Consider the following 18,127-nt stretch of genomic DNA (forward strand, 5'->3'; position numbering starts at 1 on the left):
CCATGGCCGTCGCCGGGGCGGTGGCGCAGGGCGCGGAGGCGCTGCCGTCCGACGCGCTCGCGGGATTCGAGGTGATCCGCCGCGAGAACACCCTGACGATCGCGGCGGCGAACCGAAGCGAACTGTCGCGCGCATTGTCGGATCTTCGCCGCACGCAGGGATGGCACGGACAGACCGCCCTGTCTTTCGAGCAGAGGGCCGAGCTTGTGTCCGGCGCCTCGGGGTGTCGGATGGAGGGTTTGCGCACCACGCTCGTCGTCACCGTGACGCTGCCGCGGCTTGATCGCCGCGGCGCGCGCCACAGTCCCGCGTTCGAGCGGGTGTGGCTGTCGTCGGTGGAAGGGCTGCGCGTCCATGAGGAGGGGCACGTCGCGATCGGGGTCGAGGGCGCGCGGGCCTCCCACGATCGAGTTTCCGCTTCCGGCCCCTTTGCCGACTGCCGTGAAGCGAGGCGGGTGCTGCTGCGCGAGGAGTTCCTGTTCCGCCACCGTCAGGCGGTGCTTCACCAGCGCTACGACCGGCGGACGGCCAGCGGTGCTCGCCAAGGCGCGGTTATTCCCCTCCGATGAGCAGCGGGCTGCGCTGGGCGCCGCAGGGACGGGCTCAGCTCGTCCGCTGGGGCTTCGGCGAAAGCCACATGACCACTTCGGCGCGGAAGGTCGGCTCGCCGCGGGCGTCGTGCACTTCCACTTGCACGGGCAGCTCGTAGCCCGCGCTGGCCGACACGATCGGAATGCGCGGCTGGGCGATGCCGGTCTGCGGTCCCATGGCCTTCTTCAGGTACTGCACGGTCATGCCCTTCGGGATCCAGCGCATGTCGGCCGGGATGGAGGCGTCCGTCATGACGCCGGCGCAGAGCTCGGCGAGGTTGCACAGCGCGATCGCGTGGACGCTGCCGATGTGGTTCTGCATGCCGCGACGGTGCGGGATGCGCGCTTCGCAGCGGCCCGGCTCCAGCGCGACGAAGGTCGGATGGATCGTGCCGAAGTAGGGCGCCTTGAAGCACACGGCGCGCGAGAACAGCCAGCGCCCCAGCGGCAGGCGCTCGAAGCGGCGATACAGGGCGAGGAGGGGCGTGGTCGTGCTCATGGATGGCTCACGGTCGGTGGCGCGCAAGGGTTCGGATAGCAGAACGGCGGGCCTGGGCCCGCCGTTCCGTGGTGACGCGACGCGAGGCGATCAGGCAGCGCGGCGGGTGTCGCCGGACTTCGCACCGCGGTACAGCGACGCGGCGACGAGGTCCTCGTGGTCGAAATCGTCCACGCTGATCGCGTCCCAGGTCAGGCGGCGCAGCTCTTCGAGCTGGGCGCGCTCTTCGCCGGTGATCAGGCCCTTCTGCACGGCCTCGGCCAACTGCGCGGCGTAATCCAGCGCGGCGATCTCACCACCCTTCACCGCCTTCATGAACTTGCGCTCCACCGGCTCGGCGAGGATCACCTTCGCCAGCGCCGCGTTCACGCGGCCGGCCGGGTTGTTCTCGCAGGGCGTCAGGAACACGCCGCTCACCAGGCGGTCGCGGGCGTCGGAGGGCGACATCAGCAGGGCCGCGGCACGACGGCCGAGGCGGTCGCTCGGGGCCTGCGCACGACGGCCGAACGGGAACACCAGCATCCACAGCAGCCAGCCGACCGGACGGATCGGGTAGTTGCGCAGTGCGCCGGAGAGCGCGTTCTCGATCTTGAACACGCTGTCGTGGAAGGCCCAGGCCAGCAGCGGCTGTTCGGAGGCCGGACGGCCCTCGTCCTCGTAGCGCTTCAGCATCGCGCTGGCGATGTAGAGCTGCGAGAGCACGTCGCCGAGGCGGCCCGACAGCTTCTCCTTGAACTTCAGCTTGCCGCCCAGCGTCAGCATCGACGTGTCGGCGACCAGCGCGAGGTTCGCGGAATAGCGGTTGAGGCGGCGGTAGAAGCGCTTCGTGTAGTCATCGCCCGGCGCCGAGCCGAAGGCGGCGAAGGTCATGCCCATCCACAGGCTGCGGACGGCGTTGCTGATGGCGAAGCCGATGTGGCCGAACAAGTTGGTGTCGAACTCGCGCAGGCGCACGGCCGGGTCCGGATGCGTGGCGGCCTGCATTTCCTTCAGCACCCACGGATGGCAGCGGATCGCGCCCTGGCCGAAGATCATCAGCGAGCGCGTCATGATGTTCGCGCCTTCCACCGTGATCGAGATCGGGGCGGCCTGCCAGCCGCGGCCGAGGTAGTTCGATGGCCCCAGGATCACGCCCTTGCCGCCGTGGACGTCCATCGCGTCCTTGCCGACTTCGCGGGCCATCTCGGTGGCGTGGTACTTCGCGATCGCCGAGGGCACGGCCGGCTTCTCGCCGCGGTCGACGGCGGCGGCGGTGGCCTGCGAAAGCGCCGCGGCGGCGTAGGTGTTGCCGGCGATGCGGGCCAGCGCTTCCTCGACGCCCTCGAAGCGGCCGATGGACAGGCCGAACTGCTTGCGGATGCGCGAGTAGGCGCCCGTGGCTGCGGCGGCGAGCTTGGCCGCGCCGCTGGAGGTGGAGGGCAGGGTGATGGCGCGGCCCACCGACAGGCACTCGACGAGCATGCGCCAGCCGTGGCCGATGTACTCCTCGCCACCGATCAGCTGCGACAGCGGCAGGAACATTTCCTTGCCGTGCAGCGGACCGTTCATGAAGGTGCAGTTGAGCGGGAAGTGGCGGCGGCCGACGCTCAGGCCCGGCGTTTCGCGCGGGATCAGCGCGAGCGTGATGCCGCGGTCGGCTTCATCGCCGAGCAGCTTGTTCGGGTCGTAGAGGCGGAAGGCCAGGCCGATCACCGTCGCTACCGGGGCCAGCGTGATGTAGCGCTTGTCGAACGTCAGCTTGACGCCGAGGACCTTGGCGCCGTTCCAGTCGCCTTCGCAGACGATGCCGAAGTCCGGCAGCGAGGTGGCGTCCGAGCCCGCCGTCGGGCCGGTCAGCGCGAAGCAGGGGATCTCACGGCCGTCGGCGAGGCGCGGCAGGTAGTGGCGCTTCTGGTCTTCGGTGCCGTAGTGCAGCAGCAGTTCCGCCGGGCCGAGCGAGTTCGGCACGCCGACGGTCGAGCTCAGCGTGGCCGAGATCGAGGCCAGCTTCTGGATGACCTTGTGGTGGGCCAGCGCCGAAAAGCCAAGGCCGCCGTACTCCTTCGGGATGATCATCCCGAAGAACTTGTTCTTTTTGAGGTAGTCCCACACCTGCGGCTCGAGGTCCGCGTGCACGTGCGTGGTTTCCCAGTCGTTGGTCATCTTGCAGACCTCTTCGACCGGGCCGTCGAGGAAGGCCTGCTCTTCGGCGGTCAGCGTCGGCTTCGGCTGCGCGAGCAGGTCGGCCCACTTCGGCGCGCCGGAGAACAGCTCGCCCTCGAAGCCGACGGTGCCGGCTTCCAGCGCGGTCTTCTCGGTCTCCGAGAGCGGCGGCAGGATCTTGGTGTAGAACTTCAGCAGCGGCGCGGTGATCAGGTTCTGCCGGATCGGCGTGATCAGCAGCGGCAGCGCGACGACCGCCAGCAGCGAACCGGCGACGATGGTCGCGACCGGCGCCACGCCGGTGAGGCCGACCAGCACGAGGCCGGCACCGGCGACGGCGGTGAACACCGCCAGCGACCAGCGGTGATACGCCGCAACGGCGACCACCAGCAGAAGGACGAGGAAGGGCAACACAGCGCTCATGGCTCAGGCTCCGCGGAGGGTCTGGAAGGATCCCGCGTGGGGGCGGGGAGAAAGGAATTCGATGACGGCCCGGGTGAAGGCGTCGTTGTCGTCGCCGGCCACCATGTGCGTGGCCTCCGGCAAGTGCACGTGTTCGGCGTGCGGCACGAGGTCGAGGAAATGCGCGACCGTCTCTTTCGAGACGAGGTCGCTGCGGCCGCCGCTCACGAGCAGCACTGGCACGTCGATGCCGCGGGCGGCCTCGGCGAGTTCGTCCTGGTGTTTCGCCGAATCGGCGAGGTCCTGCAGCAGGCGCGGGTCCCAATGCCAGCGCAGGCGGCCATCGTCGCCGCGAACGAGCAGATGGGCGAGGTCGGCGGAGGATTTGCGCTCACGGCGATGCGGCAGATACGCCGCGATCTCGCTCGCCGCGTGCTCATGGTCTTCGAAGCCATCCGGATGCGCGCCCATGAAGGCGAGGATGCGCTGCATTCCGGCGATTTCCCACTTCGGCGTGACATCAACCAGCACCAGGCCGGCGAACCCCGCCCCGCGCGACTGCGCGGCGAGGCCGACGAGGCCGCCCATCGAGGCCCCGACCAGCACCGGCGGCTGCGCCAGCGTTGCGCGAACGGCGAGGGCGTCATCGATGAACTGCTCGACGCCGTAGCGTTCTTCCGGCACGTTGCGCCCGGACTGGCCATGGCCGCGCATGTCGTAGGCCGCACTGGCGATGCCGGCTTGGCCCAGCGCCAGCATCGAGCGCGTCCACGCCTGTCGCGTCTGGCCGAAGCCGTGGGCGAACAGCACGCCGATGTCCGCACCCAGCGGACCGGCCGCGCTGGCGGCCAGCGGCAGGCCGCCCGAACCCGTCCATTCGAACGAGGCCAGGGAAGCGGGCAGGGGTGTGACGGAAACCATACGGCCGAGTATGGGTGGCGTTTTTCGCGCTTGTCAATACGTATGCGTATGGTGAAAGCGCGCCCGACACATTATTGTGTCGCTTCCATTGCCGTGAATGCCGCCCGCCTGCTGCCCATGCCCGCCGCCGCCAAGACCGAACGACCGATGCGTCTCTCCGCCGAAGACTGGGCCAATGCCGCCCTCGACGTCATCGCGGACGACGGCGTGGCCGCGGTCGCCGTGGAGCCCCTGGCGCGCCGCCTCGGCGTGACGAAGGGCAGCTTCTACTGGCATTTCCCCTCGCGCGAGGCGCTGCTTGCGGCCGCTCTCGAACGCTGGGAAGCCATGGAGCAGGAGACCGTCTTCGGCAAGCTCGATGCCTTCCCAGAGCCGCGCGAGCGCCTCAAGGCGCTGTTCCAGCTCGTTGCGCACGAGTTGAAGCCGCACAAGATCTACAGCGAGCTGCTGAAGGCCTTGGACCACCCGGTCGTGCAGCCGGTGCTGGCGCGCGTGTCGCAGCGGCGCATGGACTACCTCGCCGCCAGCTTCCGGCAGGCCGGCATGCCGCGCCTCGAAGCGATCAATCGCGCGCGGCTGACCTACGCCGCCTACGTCGGCTTCCTGCAGCTGTCCCTGCAGCTCGGCCAGCCGCGCCTGAACCACGATGAGTTCGAGGCCTACGTCACCCACGTGATGGACGCGCTGATTCCGTGACCCTCCGCGTCCAGCTCGTCGAAGCCCTGAAGCGCGTGCTGAAGGCGCAGGGGCTGACCTACGCGAACCTCGCCGAACGCATCGGCATGTCCGAGGCTTCGGTGAAGCGGATGTTCTCGGAGCAGTCCATCCGCCTCGAACGCCTGGAGCAGATCTGCGAGGCGCTCGACATGGGCCTCGCCGAACTCGCCGCCGAAGCGGAGCAGCGCCGGCCGGCCTTGGCCGAGTTGTCCGAGGCGCAGGAGCAGGCCCTGGTCGATGACCCGCTCCTGATGCTGGCGCTGTATCTGGCCGTGAACCGCTGGACGCAGGACGAGGTGCTGGCGAACTACCAGATAAGCCTCCCGGACTGGATCGGCCGGCTGGTGAAGCTGGACCGCCTCGGCATCATCGAGTTGCTGCCCGGCAACCGGGCCCGGGTACTGACCGCCCGGAACTTCCGTTGGCGGACCGACGGCCCCATGCAGCGCTTCTTCCAGCAGCGCCTTCTGCCGGAGTTCTTCAAGAGCCGCTTCGCCGGAGGCGAGGAGACCCTGCTGCTGCTCTCGGGCATGGTCTCCCGGCGCTCGGCCGCGACGATCCGAGAAAAGCTCCGGGAGGCCGCCGGCCAGTTTGATCTCATGCTGGCGCAAGACGCCCACCTCCCCGCCTCCGAGCGGGTCGGCGTGAGCCTGGTGCTGGCCCAGCGGCCCTGGAGCCTGGGGCTGTTCGACCCCCTGCGGAAAGCCTCGGCGGACCCCGCCCCGACGCTATAGAATACGTATGCATTGAGGCGGGTCCCGGTCGCTGGCCGGTGGCAGGCGTCACGGGAGTGGTCCCGGCCTCCGACGATTTCCCTTCTGGAGTTCTCCCGATGAGCAGCAGCTCGCCGAGCCGTTTTGCGGCCCTCAATGATTGGGTTGCGTCCGTCGCCGCCCTCACCACGCCCGACCACATCCACTGGTGCGACGGCTCGGACGCCGAGAACGCGATGCTGACCGAGCGCATGCTTGCCGACGGCACGCTGCACCGGCTCAACGCCGAAACCCACCCGGGTTGCACGCTGCACCGCTCGCACCCCGGCGACGTGGCCCGCGTCGAGCACCTCACCTTCGTCTGCACCACGCACCGCGACGACGCCGGCCCGAACAACCACTGGATGTCGCCGACGGAAGGCCATGCGCAGATGGACGCGCTGTTCGCCGGCTGCATGAAGGGTCGCACGCTTTACGTCATCCCCTATTGCATGGGCCCGATCGACTCGCCGCTGTCGCGCTGCGGCGTCGAGATCACCGATTCGCCCTACGTCGTGGCCAACATGCGCCTCATGACCCGCATGGGTTCGGCCGCGCTCGCGCGCATCGAGCGCGAGGGTTCGTTCGTGCGCGGCCTGCACTCGACGGGTGAGCTCGATCCGGACCGCCGCTTCATCATGCATTTCCCGGAAGAGCTGGCGATCAAGAGCTACGGCTCGGGCTACGGCGGCAACGCGCTGCTCGGCAAGAAGTGCCATGCGCTCCGCATCGCCAGCTACCAGGCCCGCACGGAAGGCTGGCTCGCCGAGCACATGCTCATCGTTGGCATCGAGAACCCGCAGGGCGAAACGCATTACGTCGCGGCGGCGTTCCCGAGCGCCTGCGGCAAGACCAACCTCGCCATGCTGATCCCGCCGGAGGGCTATCGCTCGCAGGGCTGGAAGGTCTGGACGGTTGGCGACGACATCTGCTGGATGCGCCCCGGCGCCGACGGCCGCCTGTACGCCATCAATCCGGAAGCCGGCTACTTCGGCGTGGCCCCGGGCACGGGTGCGAAGAGCAACCCGAACGCGCTCGCCATGCTCGACCGCGATGCGATCTTCACCAACGTTGGTGTGACGGCCGACAACCAGCCCTGGTGGGAAGGCCTCGATGACCGCGTGCCGGTCACCGATTGGAAGGGCCAGCCCTTCGACGCGGCCAAGGGCCCGGCCGCGCACCCGAACGCCCGCTTCACCGTGTCGGCCAAACAGTGCCCGTCCTACTCGCCGAAGGCCGAAGACCCGCAGGGCGTGCCGATCTCGGCCATCGTCTTCGGCGGTCGCCGCGCCTCGCTGGTGCCGCTGGTGTTCGAGGCCCGCGACTGGACGCATGGCGTGCTGGTCGGCGCCGGCATGGCCTCGGAGACCACCGCCGCCGCCACCGGCGCGGTCGGTGTCGTGCGCCGCGACTCGATGGCGATGAAGCCCTTCTGCGGCTACAACTTCGCCGACTACTTCAGCCACTGGCTCAGCTTTGGTGCGAAGGCCGACAAGCTGCCGAAGGTCTTCCACGTCAACTGGTTCCGCAAGGGCAGCGACGGCAAGTTCCTATGGCCGGGCTTCGGCGACAACCTGCGCGTGCTCGAGTGGATGCTCAAGCGCTGCGAGGGCAAGGCCGCGGCAATCGAGACGCCGGTGGGCCTGTTCCCGAAGCGCGAGGACCTGAACCTCGATGGCCTGAAGCTCAGCGACGAGGCGCGCGACGTGCTGTTCGGCTACGACCGCGACGGTTGGAAGGACGAGATGGCCTCGATCGGCGAGTATCTCGCTGAGTTCGGCCCGCGCCTGCCAGCGGCCCTCGAAGCCGAGCGCCAGCGCGTGGCCGCCGCCCTCGAGGCGGAAGCCAAGAAAGCCGCGGCCTGATCCCGCGGCCGCGGCGGTGCCCGAACCCGGCATCGCCCGCCCTCCTCAAGGCCTTCATCGCATCGGCTTAAGCTCGATGCCATGAAGGCCTTTTTCTGCCCCACGTTTGAATTGCCGTTGCCGGAAGGCCATGCCTTCCCGATGGCGAAGTACCGGCGCCTCTACGAGCGCGTGCGCGAGTGCGCGGAACGCTGGGGCGTGACTTTGCATGAGCCCGTGTCGGCCAGCGACGAGGCGCTCCGCCGCGTCCACTGCCACGACTACATCGAGCGCGTCAGACGCGGCACCTTGAGCCCGCAGGAGCAGCGGCGCATCGGCTTTCCGTGGTCGGAGGCCATGGCGAAACGCGCACGACGCACCGTGGGCGGCACCATCGCTGCGCTGGAGGCGTCGCTGCGCGGCGACGGCATCGCGGTGAACCTCGCGGGCGGTACGCACCATGCGGCCTTCGACCGCGGCGGTGGCTATTGCATCTTCAACGACGCGGTCGTGGCGGCGCGGCATGTGCAGGCCGAGGGGCTCGCGCAGCGGCTGCTGATCGTCGATCTCGATGTGCACCACGGCAACGGCACAGCGGAACTGGTGGCGAACGACGACACGCTGTTCGCTTTCTCGATGCACGACGCCAAGAACTACCCGGCCATCAAGCCGGCCTCCGATCTCGATGTGCCCTTGCCGCCCGGCACTGACGACGCGCGCTACCTCGACCTGCTGGCCGCGCACCTGCCGAGGGCCGTCGACGCGGCGCGCCCCGAGGCGGTGATCTACCTCGCCGGGGCCGACCCCTTTGTCGGGGACCGGCTCGGGCAGCTGGCCCTCACGAAAGCCGGCCTCGCACAGCGCGACCGTGCGGTGTTCGAGGCCTGCCGTCGCCACGGCCTGCCGCTCTCGGTCGCGATGGCTGGCGGCTATGCCCCGGACGTCGACGACATCGTCGACATCCACGCCGAGACTGTGCGCTTGGCAGCGCGCGCCGCCTGTGCTGCGATCACGCTATGCCCCGCGCCGTCGCCCTCCTTGGCCTGATCGCCGCCTTCGCCGCAGCCCCGTCGTTCGCGGCGGTGGTCAACGACGAGCGTGCGCTGGCGCCGGGGCAGGTCATGCACCTGCGCATCGAGGCTGGCGAGGTGACGGTCCGTCCGGGTGACGCGGGCAAGGCCACGGTGCAGGCCGATCTGGCGCCCGGCCAGCGGCTCGTCTGGCGGGAGGCCTTCGACCGCAGGATCCTGGCCATCGATGACGCCGAGCGGCTGCGCGCGCGTCCCGCCCGTGTCGAACTGCGCGTGCCGGCCGACGCCAGCCTGCGCCTGCAGCTTGGCGACGCCACGCTCGATCTCGACGGCGTGGGCGGCGCGAGTGTCGTAATTCGTGGTGGCCGCGGCGATGTCCGCGTGGTGTCCACCGCCGGGCTCGTCGACATCGACACCGTTGCCGGTCGCATCGAGGCCGAGGTCGAGGGATCGCGCTTGCGTGCGCACTCGGTAGACGGGGCGCAGCGCCTCGCGGTCGCCGGCGCTGGCGGGGTCGCAGCGACGACGGTGTCGGGTGATCTCGGCGTCCGCCTGGCGAACGGCGCCCCAATCCGCTTGGCCAGCGTCTCCGGCGCCATCGATCTCTCGCTTGATGCCACCGAAGGTCTGGACGCCCGGCTCGAGACGCTTGGCGGTGACGTCGACGTGAGCATCCAAGCCGGACAACCCTTCGTCGCGCGCATCGCGCAAGCGCAAGGCGACGTCGCCTTGCCCGCTGGCATCGTCCAGCGGCCGGACGGCACTTTGGCCATGGGCGATGGCGGTGGCGCACTTCGCATTGCCACGTTCAGCGGTCCCATTGGCATCATCGTGCGTCCCGCGCCGGCGGCGGCCACGCCCCCGCCCAACGGCAACCCGCCGTAGGACGGACGTGCGTCGCGCGCATGCTGCGACGCCGCATGCCGACGCTTCCTAACCAGAAGTGAAATGCGTCGGAAGTCACATGTGCCGACCATTAATGTTGCGTTATTCTCGGGGCCGCTCGCGGGTGGGAACCCCCCGGCCTCGCGCGCACCACTGGACTTCCGAGTCCTCCTGATCCTTGGAGAAAACCCACATGTCGAATATCACGCAGCTCACGGGCGCGATCCGCTTCGCGCTTCTGGCTGGCGCCGCCTCGGTCCTCGCTGCACCCGCCTTCGCGCAGAACGCGCAGGCCGAGGACGAGACCCAGACCCTCGACCGCGTCGAAGTGACCGGTTCGCGCATCCGCCAGGTCGACCTCGCCACGCCGGCGCCGGTCCTCGCCATCACCCGCGCTGACATCGAGAAGCAGGGCTTCCAGTCGGTCGCCGACATCATCCAGCAGGTGTCCGCGTTCGGCACCCCGACCATCACCCGCGCCCAGCCGCTCTCGGCCGGTGAAGCGGCCGGTGGCGTGTTCGTCAGCATGCGCAACCTGGGTGCCGCGCGCACCCTGATCCTCGTCAACGGTCGCCGCATGGGCATCACGACGAGCGGCCTCGCCGACCTCGCGACGATCCCGGCCGCCGCGGTCGAGCGCATCGAGATCCTGAAGGACGGCGCCTCGTCGCTGTACGGCTCCGACGCCATCGGCGGCGTGGTCAACATCATCACCGTCTCCGACTACGAGGGCATGCAGGCCAGCTCGTACTACGGCCAGTACAGCGAAGGCGACGGCGAAACCACCCGCGCCGACATGCGCCTGGGCTTCGTCGGCGACCGCGGCTCGCTGACGCTCGCCGCCGAGTGGGCGAAGGAAGAGAAGGTCGCTGCGACCGATCGCTTCTTCTCGGCCTTCCCGCGCTCGACCTACCACCCGACCGACAACTGGACGACGGTCAGCCAGTTCGGTGGCTTCACGGTCAACGCCGCGAACCCGATCACCGGCCTCGCCAACGGCACCTACCGCCTGCGTCCGGGCGGCAATCCGCAGAACCGCGCCGACTACGTGCTGATCAACACCAACACGGGCGGCTGCAACTTCGCCACCGGTATCTGCACCGACGGTTCGACCGTCGACAAGACCAACACGCTCGAGCAGACCGACCTGCGCACCCCGCTGCAGTCGCGCGGCCTCTTCGCCGCCGGCACGTTCGACATCACGGACTACGTCCGCTTCAAGACCGACTTCACCTACGCCTACCGTGATTCGGAGCGTCGCGTGGCCGGTTACCCGATGCAGGCGGCGGCGTTCGCCACCCCGATGTCGGCCACCAGCTTCTTCAATCCGTTCGGCCAGCAGATCAACACGTGGACGCATCGCACGTTCGACATCCCGCGTGACTCGCGCTCGGAGCTGACCACCTACCGCTTCACGGGTGGCTTCGAGGGCAGCCTCGAGTTCGGCGAGCGCTACATCGATTGGGATGCCGCCTACGTCTACAACAAGAACGAGCTGATCCAGTCGACCTTCGGCAACCTCAACGTCTCGCGCACGCTGCAGGCCGTCGGCCCGTCGTTCCTGAACTCGCAGGGCCAGGTGCAGTGCGGTACCGCCGCCGCGCCGATCGCCTTCACCTCCTGCGTGCCGTGGAACCCGTTCATTCCGGCTGGCCAGGTGGCGCCGGGCGGCCTCGCCGGCAACACCGCGCTGCAGAACTTCCTGTTCCAGGAAGAGCACGCCACGGGTGAGACCAGCACCGAGGTCATCACGCTGAACGCGTCGGGCAACCTGTTCGCGCTGCCGGCCGGCGACCTGATGTACGCCGTGGGCTACGAAAACCGCAAGGAAGCCGGCGCCTTCGTGCCGGACGCGCTGGCGGTCACGGGCAACTCGACCAACCTGTCGTCGGGCCCGACCCGTGGCGACTACAAGGTCGACGAGTTCTACGCCGAGCTTCAGGTGCCGGTGCTGGCCGACATGGCCTTCGCCAAGGAGCTGAGCTTCCAGCTGGCGAGCCGTTTCTCGGACTACAACACCTTCGGTGACACCACCAACGACAAGTTCGGCCTGAAGTGGCAGCCGATCGAAGGCGTGCTGATCCGCGGCACCATCGCCGACGGCTTCCGCGCCCCGACGATCGCCGACCTCTACGGCGGCACGTCGCAGACGTTCTCGTTCTTCACCGACCCCTGCGACACCAACTTCGGCAGCTCGGCCACGAACGCCACCACGCGCGCCAACTGCGCCCGTGACCTCGGCACGCTGGCCAACACCTACCGCCAGTTGGGCCAGGGCTTCAACCCGGCCGGCGCCCCGAACACGCAGACGCCGGTGGCGTTCTCGTCGGGTTCGAACGCCTTCCTGCAGCCGGAGACCTCGCGTTCCAAGACGCTGGGCGTGGTGTGGAGCCCGGGCTTCGCCGAGGGTCTGAACCTCTCGCTGGACTGGTGGAACGTCCGCATCGAGAACACGATCGTCGCCGACTCGCCGAACGACATCCTCAACGACTGCTACGTTCAGGGCATCACCAGCCGCTGCGCGCAGTTCACGCGTGACCGCACCCTCGGCTACGTGAACAACCTGGCGTTCGGTGGCCGCAACGCCGGTTACCGCGAGATCGAAGGCTTCGACTTCGATTGGACCTACCGCTTCGAGCTGGGCGAGATCGGTGCGTTCTCGATCGCGAACAACACGACCTACACCGCGAAGGACCTGTTCGTCTCGACCAACGATCCGCGTTACGCGATCTCGAGCGTCGGCGTGGCCGGTTCCGGTTCGACGACCTTCCGCATCCGCTCCAACCTCAACGTGGGCTGGGAGAAGGGTGACTGGGGCGTCAACTGGACGAGCCGCTACTACTCGTCGATCGCTGAAGGCTGCACGTACATCACGGAGTGCAACCAGATCCAGTTCGCCCCGACCGGCACCTTCATCGGTGGCAACCCGGCGAACGGTCCGGCCAGCGCCCTGCGTCGCCGCATCGTCCACGGTGCGAACACCTTCCACGACCTCCAGGTCCGCTGGAACGCCCCGTGGAACGCGACGGTCGCCGTCGGCGCCAACAACGTGACCAACCACTACGGTCCGGTGATGTACAGCCAGCCGAGCGCCAACGTGTCGTACTACGGCGGCTTCGACATCGGTCGCTTCTGGTACATGAAGTACTCGCAGCGCTTCTGATCGACCCGCGTCACGCGTCATGGAAACCCGCCGTCGAAAGACGGCGGGTTTTTCTTTGCCCGTCGAAGGTCTCGAAGGCGGGGGGCGGGAGGCGGACAAGGCGATGCGCGACCGCCCCGGAGCAGGGCAGGAGGCAAAGGGTTTTGGGAGGGGCCGCTTCGACGCCCGTGCCGGCCGTCATCGCCGCGGCGCGGCGTGCACTACCTGCGGATCAGAGGTCTTGCTGGTAGCGAACGTAGGGCACGCGGCCCTCTTGGCGCTCGTCGGCCTTGGCGCGCGGCGCGACCGGGTTCTCGCCGGTGCTCATGAGGTTCTGAGCGCCGACGGTCAGGCGGCCGGACCACGGGGTGCGCCAGGTCAGGCCGAGGCCGAGGGTGCCGTAGCTTTCACTCTCGCCCGGGACCCGCACGACGCGGCCAATCACTTCGCCGCCGATGGCGCCGTAACCGCCGCCCACGCTCAGCGTGCGGCTGTTCCAACGCGGCGCGACGCCGCCGAGCAGCATGCTGTTGGCGGGCAGCAGGCGCGCGCGGGCGACGCTGCCGCCCAGGCGGATCCAGCCCTGCTCGCCGATCTTGAGATCACCGACGATGCCGAGGTCGTTCTGTTCGAAGCCCACGCCCGGCAGGCCGGCGAGCGGCGCGAGCTCCGGCGTGGCGAGGGAGAGCGAGGTGCCCGGCAGCAGGCTGTCGGTGCTGCTGCGGCGGATCGAGCTGAAGCCCGTCCAGTCGCTGCGCCCGATGCGGGTGCCGAGCTGGGCGGTCAGTTGGCCGTTGGTCGGGGCCGCGGGGCGCGCCAGCTGGGTGACCAGGCAATGATCGTCGAGGGTGCCGGCGTCGCCGCCACCGTCGCCGGCATCGCCGCAAAGCAGGCCGTAGCGCGGCTCGGCGCTCGCCGACAGGCCGGCCGTCAGGCTGCCGTCGCGTCGCGACCAGCGCGTGCCCAGTGAGGCGGCAGCGCTGTCATGGCCCGGCAAGGTCGACGTGTCGATCCAGAGCACGGCCTGGAGTTCGCCGCTGTCGCGGTTCCAGACCGGCACCGGCATCGAGGACGGGTCCATCGAGGCGGCGGCGGGCGGCGTCGGCACTGCATCGACCGCCTGTGCCACGACGCCTGCGCTGGGGAGCGCAAGGGCGGCGGCGAGGGCAATGGCGAGAGCGGTGCGCATGCGAAGGTCGGACTGTCGACCGGGCAAGGAGTTCCCGGCCGTGCAGGGTATCACTTTACGCGCTTTTAACAATAGTGCCGCCGCCCTCAGTTCGAGGTTCGCGGCGCCGCAGCGCCCTGCGTGGCCTGCCTACTGCAGGCCCTTTGGGCCGCTGACGTTCGCCTGGGCCTGGGGGGTGAACAGGGCGCTGATCGCGTCCTTTGCCAGCCGGTATTCCTTGCCGCAGAACTCGCAGTGGATCTGCGCCTCACCGCTTTCGGCGGCGGCCAAGGCCTCGGTTTCGCCGAGACCGCGCAGCATGTCCTCCACCCGGGCCTGCGAGCAGGAGCAGGCGAAGCGCAGGGGCTGCTCCGACAGGAGCCGCACGCCGTCCTCGTGGAACAGGCGCCAGAGCAGGTCGGTGTCGGGGCCGGCCAGCAACTCGGCCGTGCCGAGGGTGCCGAACAGGGCCTCGACCCGCGCCCAGCCGTCGCCCTCGCGATCGGCGTCGGGGAGCAACTGCAGCAACAGGCCCGCCGCGCGCGACCCGTCGGCGGTCAGCAGCAGGGCGGTGGGCAGCTGCTCGGACTGGCGGAAGTAGGCGGTCAGCGCCTGCGACAGGGTGTCCTCCTGCAGCCCGACGAGACCCTGGTAGCGCTGCACTTCGCGCTGGCCGGGCGGGAGGGTTTCGATGGTGATGGCCAGCATCGAGCCCTCGCCGAAATCGCGGGGGCCGAGCACGGCCGGCAGGTCGCCCTCGTAGCGTGCCAGGCCGCGGAGCGTGCCCTGCGAGGTGCACTCCGCAAACAGTGTGCGCAGGGCGCCGGTGCCGCGCAGTTGCAGGCTCAGACGGCCGTCGACCTTGACGTGCCCGCAGAACAGCGCCGCGGCGGCGGCGGCCTCGCCGAGCAGGTGGGCGACGGCGTCCGGGTACTCGGCGCGGGCGCGGATCTCCTGCCAGGTGGCGTCGAGGCTGACCAGCACGCCGCGGACGCCGGTGTCTTCGATCAGGAAACGGGTGAGGGTGTCGGGATTCGCCATCGGTGCATGGACAGCGCGGCGTCGGGACGCCACGCTTCGCGCTCGGTCGGATTCGGGGATGCGAATGGTAGCGCGGGGGCGGCGATGAGGCGGAACGCGCGGCGCGGCGGACGCCGGGGATGGCGCGCCTGGCTGTTCCGGATCGCCTGGGGCGTGCCGCTGCTGTTCGTCGTCGTGACGGCCCTGCAGGTGCTGGCATTGCGGGTCATCGACCCGCCGACCAGCGCCTTCATGCTTGACCGCCAGTGGCAGGCGTTCCGGAACGACGAGGCCGGCTTCACCTTGCGCCACGAGTGGGTCGACTGGAATGCACTCTCTCCCGAGCTGCCCATCGCCCTGGTGGCGGCGGAGGACCAGCAGTTCCCATCGCATGCCGGCTTCGACTTGGCCGCCATCGACAAGGCGCTGGAGAACAACGCCCGCGGGCGACCGGTGCGCGGCGCCAGCACCATCACCCAGCAGGTGGCGAAGAACCTGTTCCTGTGGGATGGACGCAGCTGGCTCCGCAAGGGGCTGGAAGCCTGGTACACGGTGCTCATCGAGCTGTTCTGGCCGAAGCAACGCATCCTCGAGGTCTACGCCAACATCGCCGAGTTCGGCGATGGCGTGTACGGCGCCGAAGCCGCCGCGCAGGCGTACCTCGGCAAGCCGGCGAAGCGATTGAGTGCGGCCGAAAGCGCGCGGCTCGCCGCCGTGCTCCCCAGCCCGAAGCGCTACAGCGTGCGGGCCCCGGGCTCCTACGTGCAGCGCCGCGCCGCGTGGATCGCCCGGCAGGCGCGCAACCTCGACGGGCCGCAGTACCTCGCGGCCTGCTGCGGCGTGCCGGGCGTCGACGCGGATAAGCTGCAGCGATGAAGCCGACCGTTGAACTCGTCCTGCTCGTCGCCGCCCACAACGAAGAGGCGGCGCTGCCGGCCATGCATCCGCGCCTGCTCGCGGTGGCGGAAGCGCTGGGGCCGGGCGTGCGCGTGCTCTATGTCGACGACGGCAGCCGTGATGGAACTTGGGCGCTGATGTCCGGCTTCATTGCCGCGACGCCGGATCGCGTCGGTGCCCTTCGGTTGTCGCGCAATTTCGGCAAGGAGCTGGCACTGACCGCCGGTCTCGACCACGTGCCGCCGGGGGCTGCCGTGGTGGTGCTGGACGCGGACGGCCAGGACCCGCCCGAACTCGTGCCGGCCATGGTGGCGCGCTGGCGGGCCGGCGCCGAAGTGGTGTTCGGGCGACGCTCCGAGCGCCACGGCGAGCCACTGCTGAAGCGGGCCACCGCGGCCGCGTTCTACCGCGTGATCAACGCGCTGTCGGACACGCCCATCCCGCGTGATACAGGCGATTTCCGCTTGATCGGTCCGCGCGCCGTCGAGGCCCTGCGCGGCCTGCGCGAGCGCCAGCGCTTCATGAAGGGCCTGTTCGCCTGGGTGGGCTTCCGTGCCGAGGCCTTCGATTACGAACGCGCGCCGCGCGTGGCGGGGGCGAGTCAGTTCAACTACTGGCGGCTGTGGAACCTCGCCATCGAGGGCATCACCGGCTTCTCGACGGTTCCACTGCGTGTCGCGACCTATGTCGGATTGTTCAGCGCCCTCGGCGCCTTCGCCTTCGGGGTGTGGATCATCCTCCGCACGTTGATGTGGGGGGATCCGGTGGCCGGCTGGCCGAGCCTGATGGTCGTCATCGCCCTGCTCGGTGGCTTGCAACTGATGGCGCTCGGCATCATCGGCGAGTACCTCGGCCGGCTTTACCTGGAGGCCAAGCAGCGGCCGCTCTACATCATCGACGAGGCGCGTCTCCCCGCCGCCTGAGCCCGGGGCCGGCGCGGCTTGAGCGCGCCCCCCGCGGGCGTATGATCGGGTCATCCACGACGGGAGGCAGGGCGATGCGCAGCGTTCGACAGATCCTCGACGGCAAGGACACCCCGCTGGTGACGGTCGGTCCGGACGATCCGGTGCTCGACGCGCTCCGCCGCATGGCTGAGACCAGCGTCGGTGCGGTGCTGGTGATGGAGCACGGCGCACTCGTGGGCATCATGACCGAGCGAGATTACGCGCGGAAAATCGTGCTGCAGGGGCGCGCCTCTGCGACGACGTCCGTGCGCACCATCATGACCAGCCCGGTGAAGACGGTGACGCCGGAACAGCGGGCCCGCGAGTGCATGCAGTTGATGAGCGACCACCGCTTCCGCCACTTGCCGGTGGTCGAGGACGGCACGGTGATGGGCGTGATTTCGATCGGCGACCTGCTCAAGACCGTGATCGCCGAGCAGCAGCAGGAAATCGGCCAGCTGCAGGCCTACATCGCGAGCTGAGTGCGAACCGCGGTGAGAAGGTCGAACGCGTTCGCGACCCTGCTGGGCTTTGTTTTCCTGGCGACCCTTGTTGCTGCCCGGCCCCTCGTCGCCGAAGCGTCAATTCAGCCGGGACCCGGCGAGGGCGAGCCGGGGGCCGTGGTTTGGCATCCCTTGCGAAGCGGATGCTTTCGCGAAGTGCTGGGCCAATCCGCGATGGATTGGGGGCGTGCGACGGCCGCCCATGAGGGCGCGACGTCGACCTCATCGCTGCGCTTCTGGTCCTTCCGTGAGTTCGGCGCCGAAGTGCTGGTGATCGACAGTGGCGGCTCGCCACGGCTGTCCGCGAACGCGTCGCCGTTCGTGGTGGTGGCCAGTGGTGCGCTTGACCGCACCTGCGTCGAACGCATGTCCTTCGGGGCCTGCCCGGAGGCGGATGAGCTCCGCCGTTCCCTCCTCGAGCAACGCATCCGCATCGGTGATGCCGTGGCTGACGACGGCGGGATGACCCTGTTGCTCGGTAGCGGGGGGTACGGAGTCGAGGTCATGGATCGGTTCGCGAAGCGGAACCGCTGGTACTTCGGCGAACTGCACCCGGATTTTCCGGTGATGCGCGAGCGCTTCGGGGCCGTCGATCGCTGTTTCGCGAAGGTGCGCGAGGCTGAGCGCCGCTGGGCGGCGGACCCCAAGGCCGCGCCGCCCACGCTGTAGA

The 18,127-nt window shown here is 69.3% G+C and carries 16 protein-coding genes; 11 read left to right on the top strand and 5 right to left on the bottom strand.

The window, feature by feature from the left end:
- The first annotated feature begins 2 nt into the window (after positions 1-2).
- Positions 3-569: a DUF922 domain-containing protein gene (locus ACIQ6S_RS03805; RefSeq protein ID WP_397607205.1), complete on the top strand. Its 567-nt coding sequence runs from the start codon at positions 3-5 to the stop codon at positions 567-569.
- A gap of 34 nt (positions 570-603) precedes the next feature.
- Here ACIQ6S_RS03805 and ACIQ6S_RS03810 read toward each other — a convergent pair whose 3' ends face one another.
- The 3 genes from ACIQ6S_RS03810 to ACIQ6S_RS03820 all read right to left on the bottom strand — a co-directional run bounded on the left by ACIQ6S_RS03810 (position 604) and on the right by ACIQ6S_RS03820 (position 4,554).
- A complete protein-coding gene (locus tag ACIQ6S_RS03810; protein WP_397607206.1) occupies positions 604-1,089 on the bottom strand; it encodes a hotdog fold domain-containing protein in 486 nt (161 codons plus the stop codon).
- Between the two features lie 90 nt (positions 1,090-1,179).
- Positions 1,180-3,654: an acyl-CoA dehydrogenase gene (locus tag ACIQ6S_RS03815; protein WP_397607207.1), complete on the bottom strand. Its 2,475-nt coding sequence runs from the start codon at positions 3,652-3,654 to the stop codon at positions 1,180-1,182.
- Between the two features lie 3 nt (positions 3,655-3,657).
- The gene (locus tag ACIQ6S_RS03820; protein WP_397607208.1) at positions 3,658-4,554 is read right to left on the bottom strand and encodes an alpha/beta fold hydrolase; all 897 of its coding nucleotides are present in this window, start codon (positions 4,552-4,554) and stop codon (positions 3,658-3,660) included.
- A gap of 117 nt (positions 4,555-4,671) precedes the next feature.
- Here ACIQ6S_RS03820 and ACIQ6S_RS03825 point away from each other — a divergent pair, with 117 nt between their 5' ends.
- The 6 genes from ACIQ6S_RS03825 (at position 4,672) to ACIQ6S_RS03850 (ending at position 12,946) form a co-directional block, all read left to right on the top strand.
- Complete coding sequence (locus ACIQ6S_RS03825) at positions 4,672-5,250, top strand: TetR/AcrR family transcriptional regulator (RefSeq protein ID WP_397607296.1); 579 nt, start codon at positions 4,672-4,674, stop codon at positions 5,248-5,250.
- The gene (locus tag ACIQ6S_RS03830) at positions 5,247-6,005 is read left to right on the top strand and encodes a helix-turn-helix domain-containing protein (protein ID WP_397607209.1); all 759 of its coding nucleotides are present in this window, start codon (positions 5,247-5,249) and stop codon (positions 6,003-6,005) included. Before ACIQ6S_RS03825 ends, ACIQ6S_RS03830 begins: the two co-directional genes overlap by 4 nt.
- A gap of 98 nt (positions 6,006-6,103) precedes the next feature.
- Positions 6,104-7,888, top strand: coding sequence for a phosphoenolpyruvate carboxykinase (GTP) (locus ACIQ6S_RS03835; protein ID WP_397607210.1), 1,785 nt, complete (start codon positions 6,104-6,106; stop codon positions 7,886-7,888).
- 81 nt (positions 7,889-7,969) lie between these two features.
- Positions 7,970-8,914 carry a histone deacetylase gene (locus ACIQ6S_RS03840; RefSeq protein ID WP_397607211.1) on the top strand — a complete coding sequence of 315 codons (945 nt, stop codon included), beginning with the start codon at positions 7,970-7,972 and terminating at the stop codon, positions 8,912-8,914.
- On the top strand, positions 8,884-9,783 hold the full coding sequence (locus tag ACIQ6S_RS03845) for a hypothetical protein (protein WP_397607212.1): 900 nt from the start codon (positions 8,884-8,886) through the stop codon (positions 9,781-9,783). Before ACIQ6S_RS03840 ends, ACIQ6S_RS03845 begins: the two co-directional genes overlap by 31 nt.
- 193 nt (positions 9,784-9,976) lie before the next feature.
- A complete protein-coding gene (locus ACIQ6S_RS03850; protein ID WP_397607213.1) occupies positions 9,977-12,946 on the top strand; it encodes a TonB-dependent receptor domain-containing protein in 2,970 nt (989 codons plus the stop codon).
- A gap of 211 nt (positions 12,947-13,157) precedes the next feature.
- On the opposite strand, the gene ACIQ6S_RS03855 is transcribed toward ACIQ6S_RS03850, so the two are convergent.
- On the bottom strand, positions 13,158-14,114 hold the full coding sequence (locus tag ACIQ6S_RS03855; RefSeq protein ID WP_397572274.1) for a hypothetical protein: 957 nt from the start codon (positions 14,112-14,114) through the stop codon (positions 13,158-13,160).
- Positions 14,115-14,243: 129 nt separating this feature from the next.
- The gene (locus ACIQ6S_RS03860) at positions 14,244-15,134 is read right to left on the bottom strand and encodes an Hsp33 family molecular chaperone HslO (protein ID WP_397607214.1); all 891 of its coding nucleotides are present in this window, start codon (positions 15,132-15,134) and stop codon (positions 14,244-14,246) included.
- A gap of 84 nt (positions 15,135-15,218) precedes the next feature.
- On the opposite strand from ACIQ6S_RS03860, the gene mtgA reads away from it, so the two are divergent.
- The 4 genes from mtgA to ACIQ6S_RS03880 all read left to right on the top strand — a co-directional run bounded on the left by mtgA (position 15,219) and on the right by ACIQ6S_RS03880 (position 18,126).
- Positions 15,219-15,989: a monofunctional biosynthetic peptidoglycan transglycosylase gene (mtgA, locus tag ACIQ6S_RS03865; RefSeq protein ID WP_397607215.1), complete on the top strand. Its 771-nt coding sequence runs from the start codon at positions 15,219-15,221 to the stop codon at positions 15,987-15,989.
- Positions 15,986-16,933: a glycosyltransferase family 2 protein gene (locus tag ACIQ6S_RS03870; RefSeq protein ID WP_397607216.1), complete on the top strand. Its 948-nt coding sequence runs from the start codon at positions 15,986-15,988 to the stop codon at positions 16,931-16,933. The genes mtgA and ACIQ6S_RS03870 overlap by 4 nt, the downstream gene beginning before the upstream one ends.
- A 74-nt stretch (positions 16,934-17,007) precedes the next feature.
- Positions 17,008-17,436 carry a CBS domain-containing protein gene (locus ACIQ6S_RS03875; protein ID WP_397572270.1) on the top strand — a complete coding sequence of 143 codons (429 nt, stop codon included), beginning with the start codon at positions 17,008-17,010 and terminating at the stop codon, positions 17,434-17,436.
- Positions 17,437-18,126: a hypothetical protein gene (locus tag ACIQ6S_RS03880; protein WP_397607217.1), complete on the top strand. Its 690-nt coding sequence runs from the start codon at positions 17,437-17,439 to the stop codon at positions 18,124-18,126.
- Position 18,127: the final 1 nt, after the last annotated feature.

Origin of the sequence: Silanimonas sp. (assembly GCF_044377035.1) — a bacterium.
Classification (GTDB): Bacteria; Pseudomonadota; Gammaproteobacteria; order Xanthomonadales; family Xanthomonadaceae; genus Silanimonas.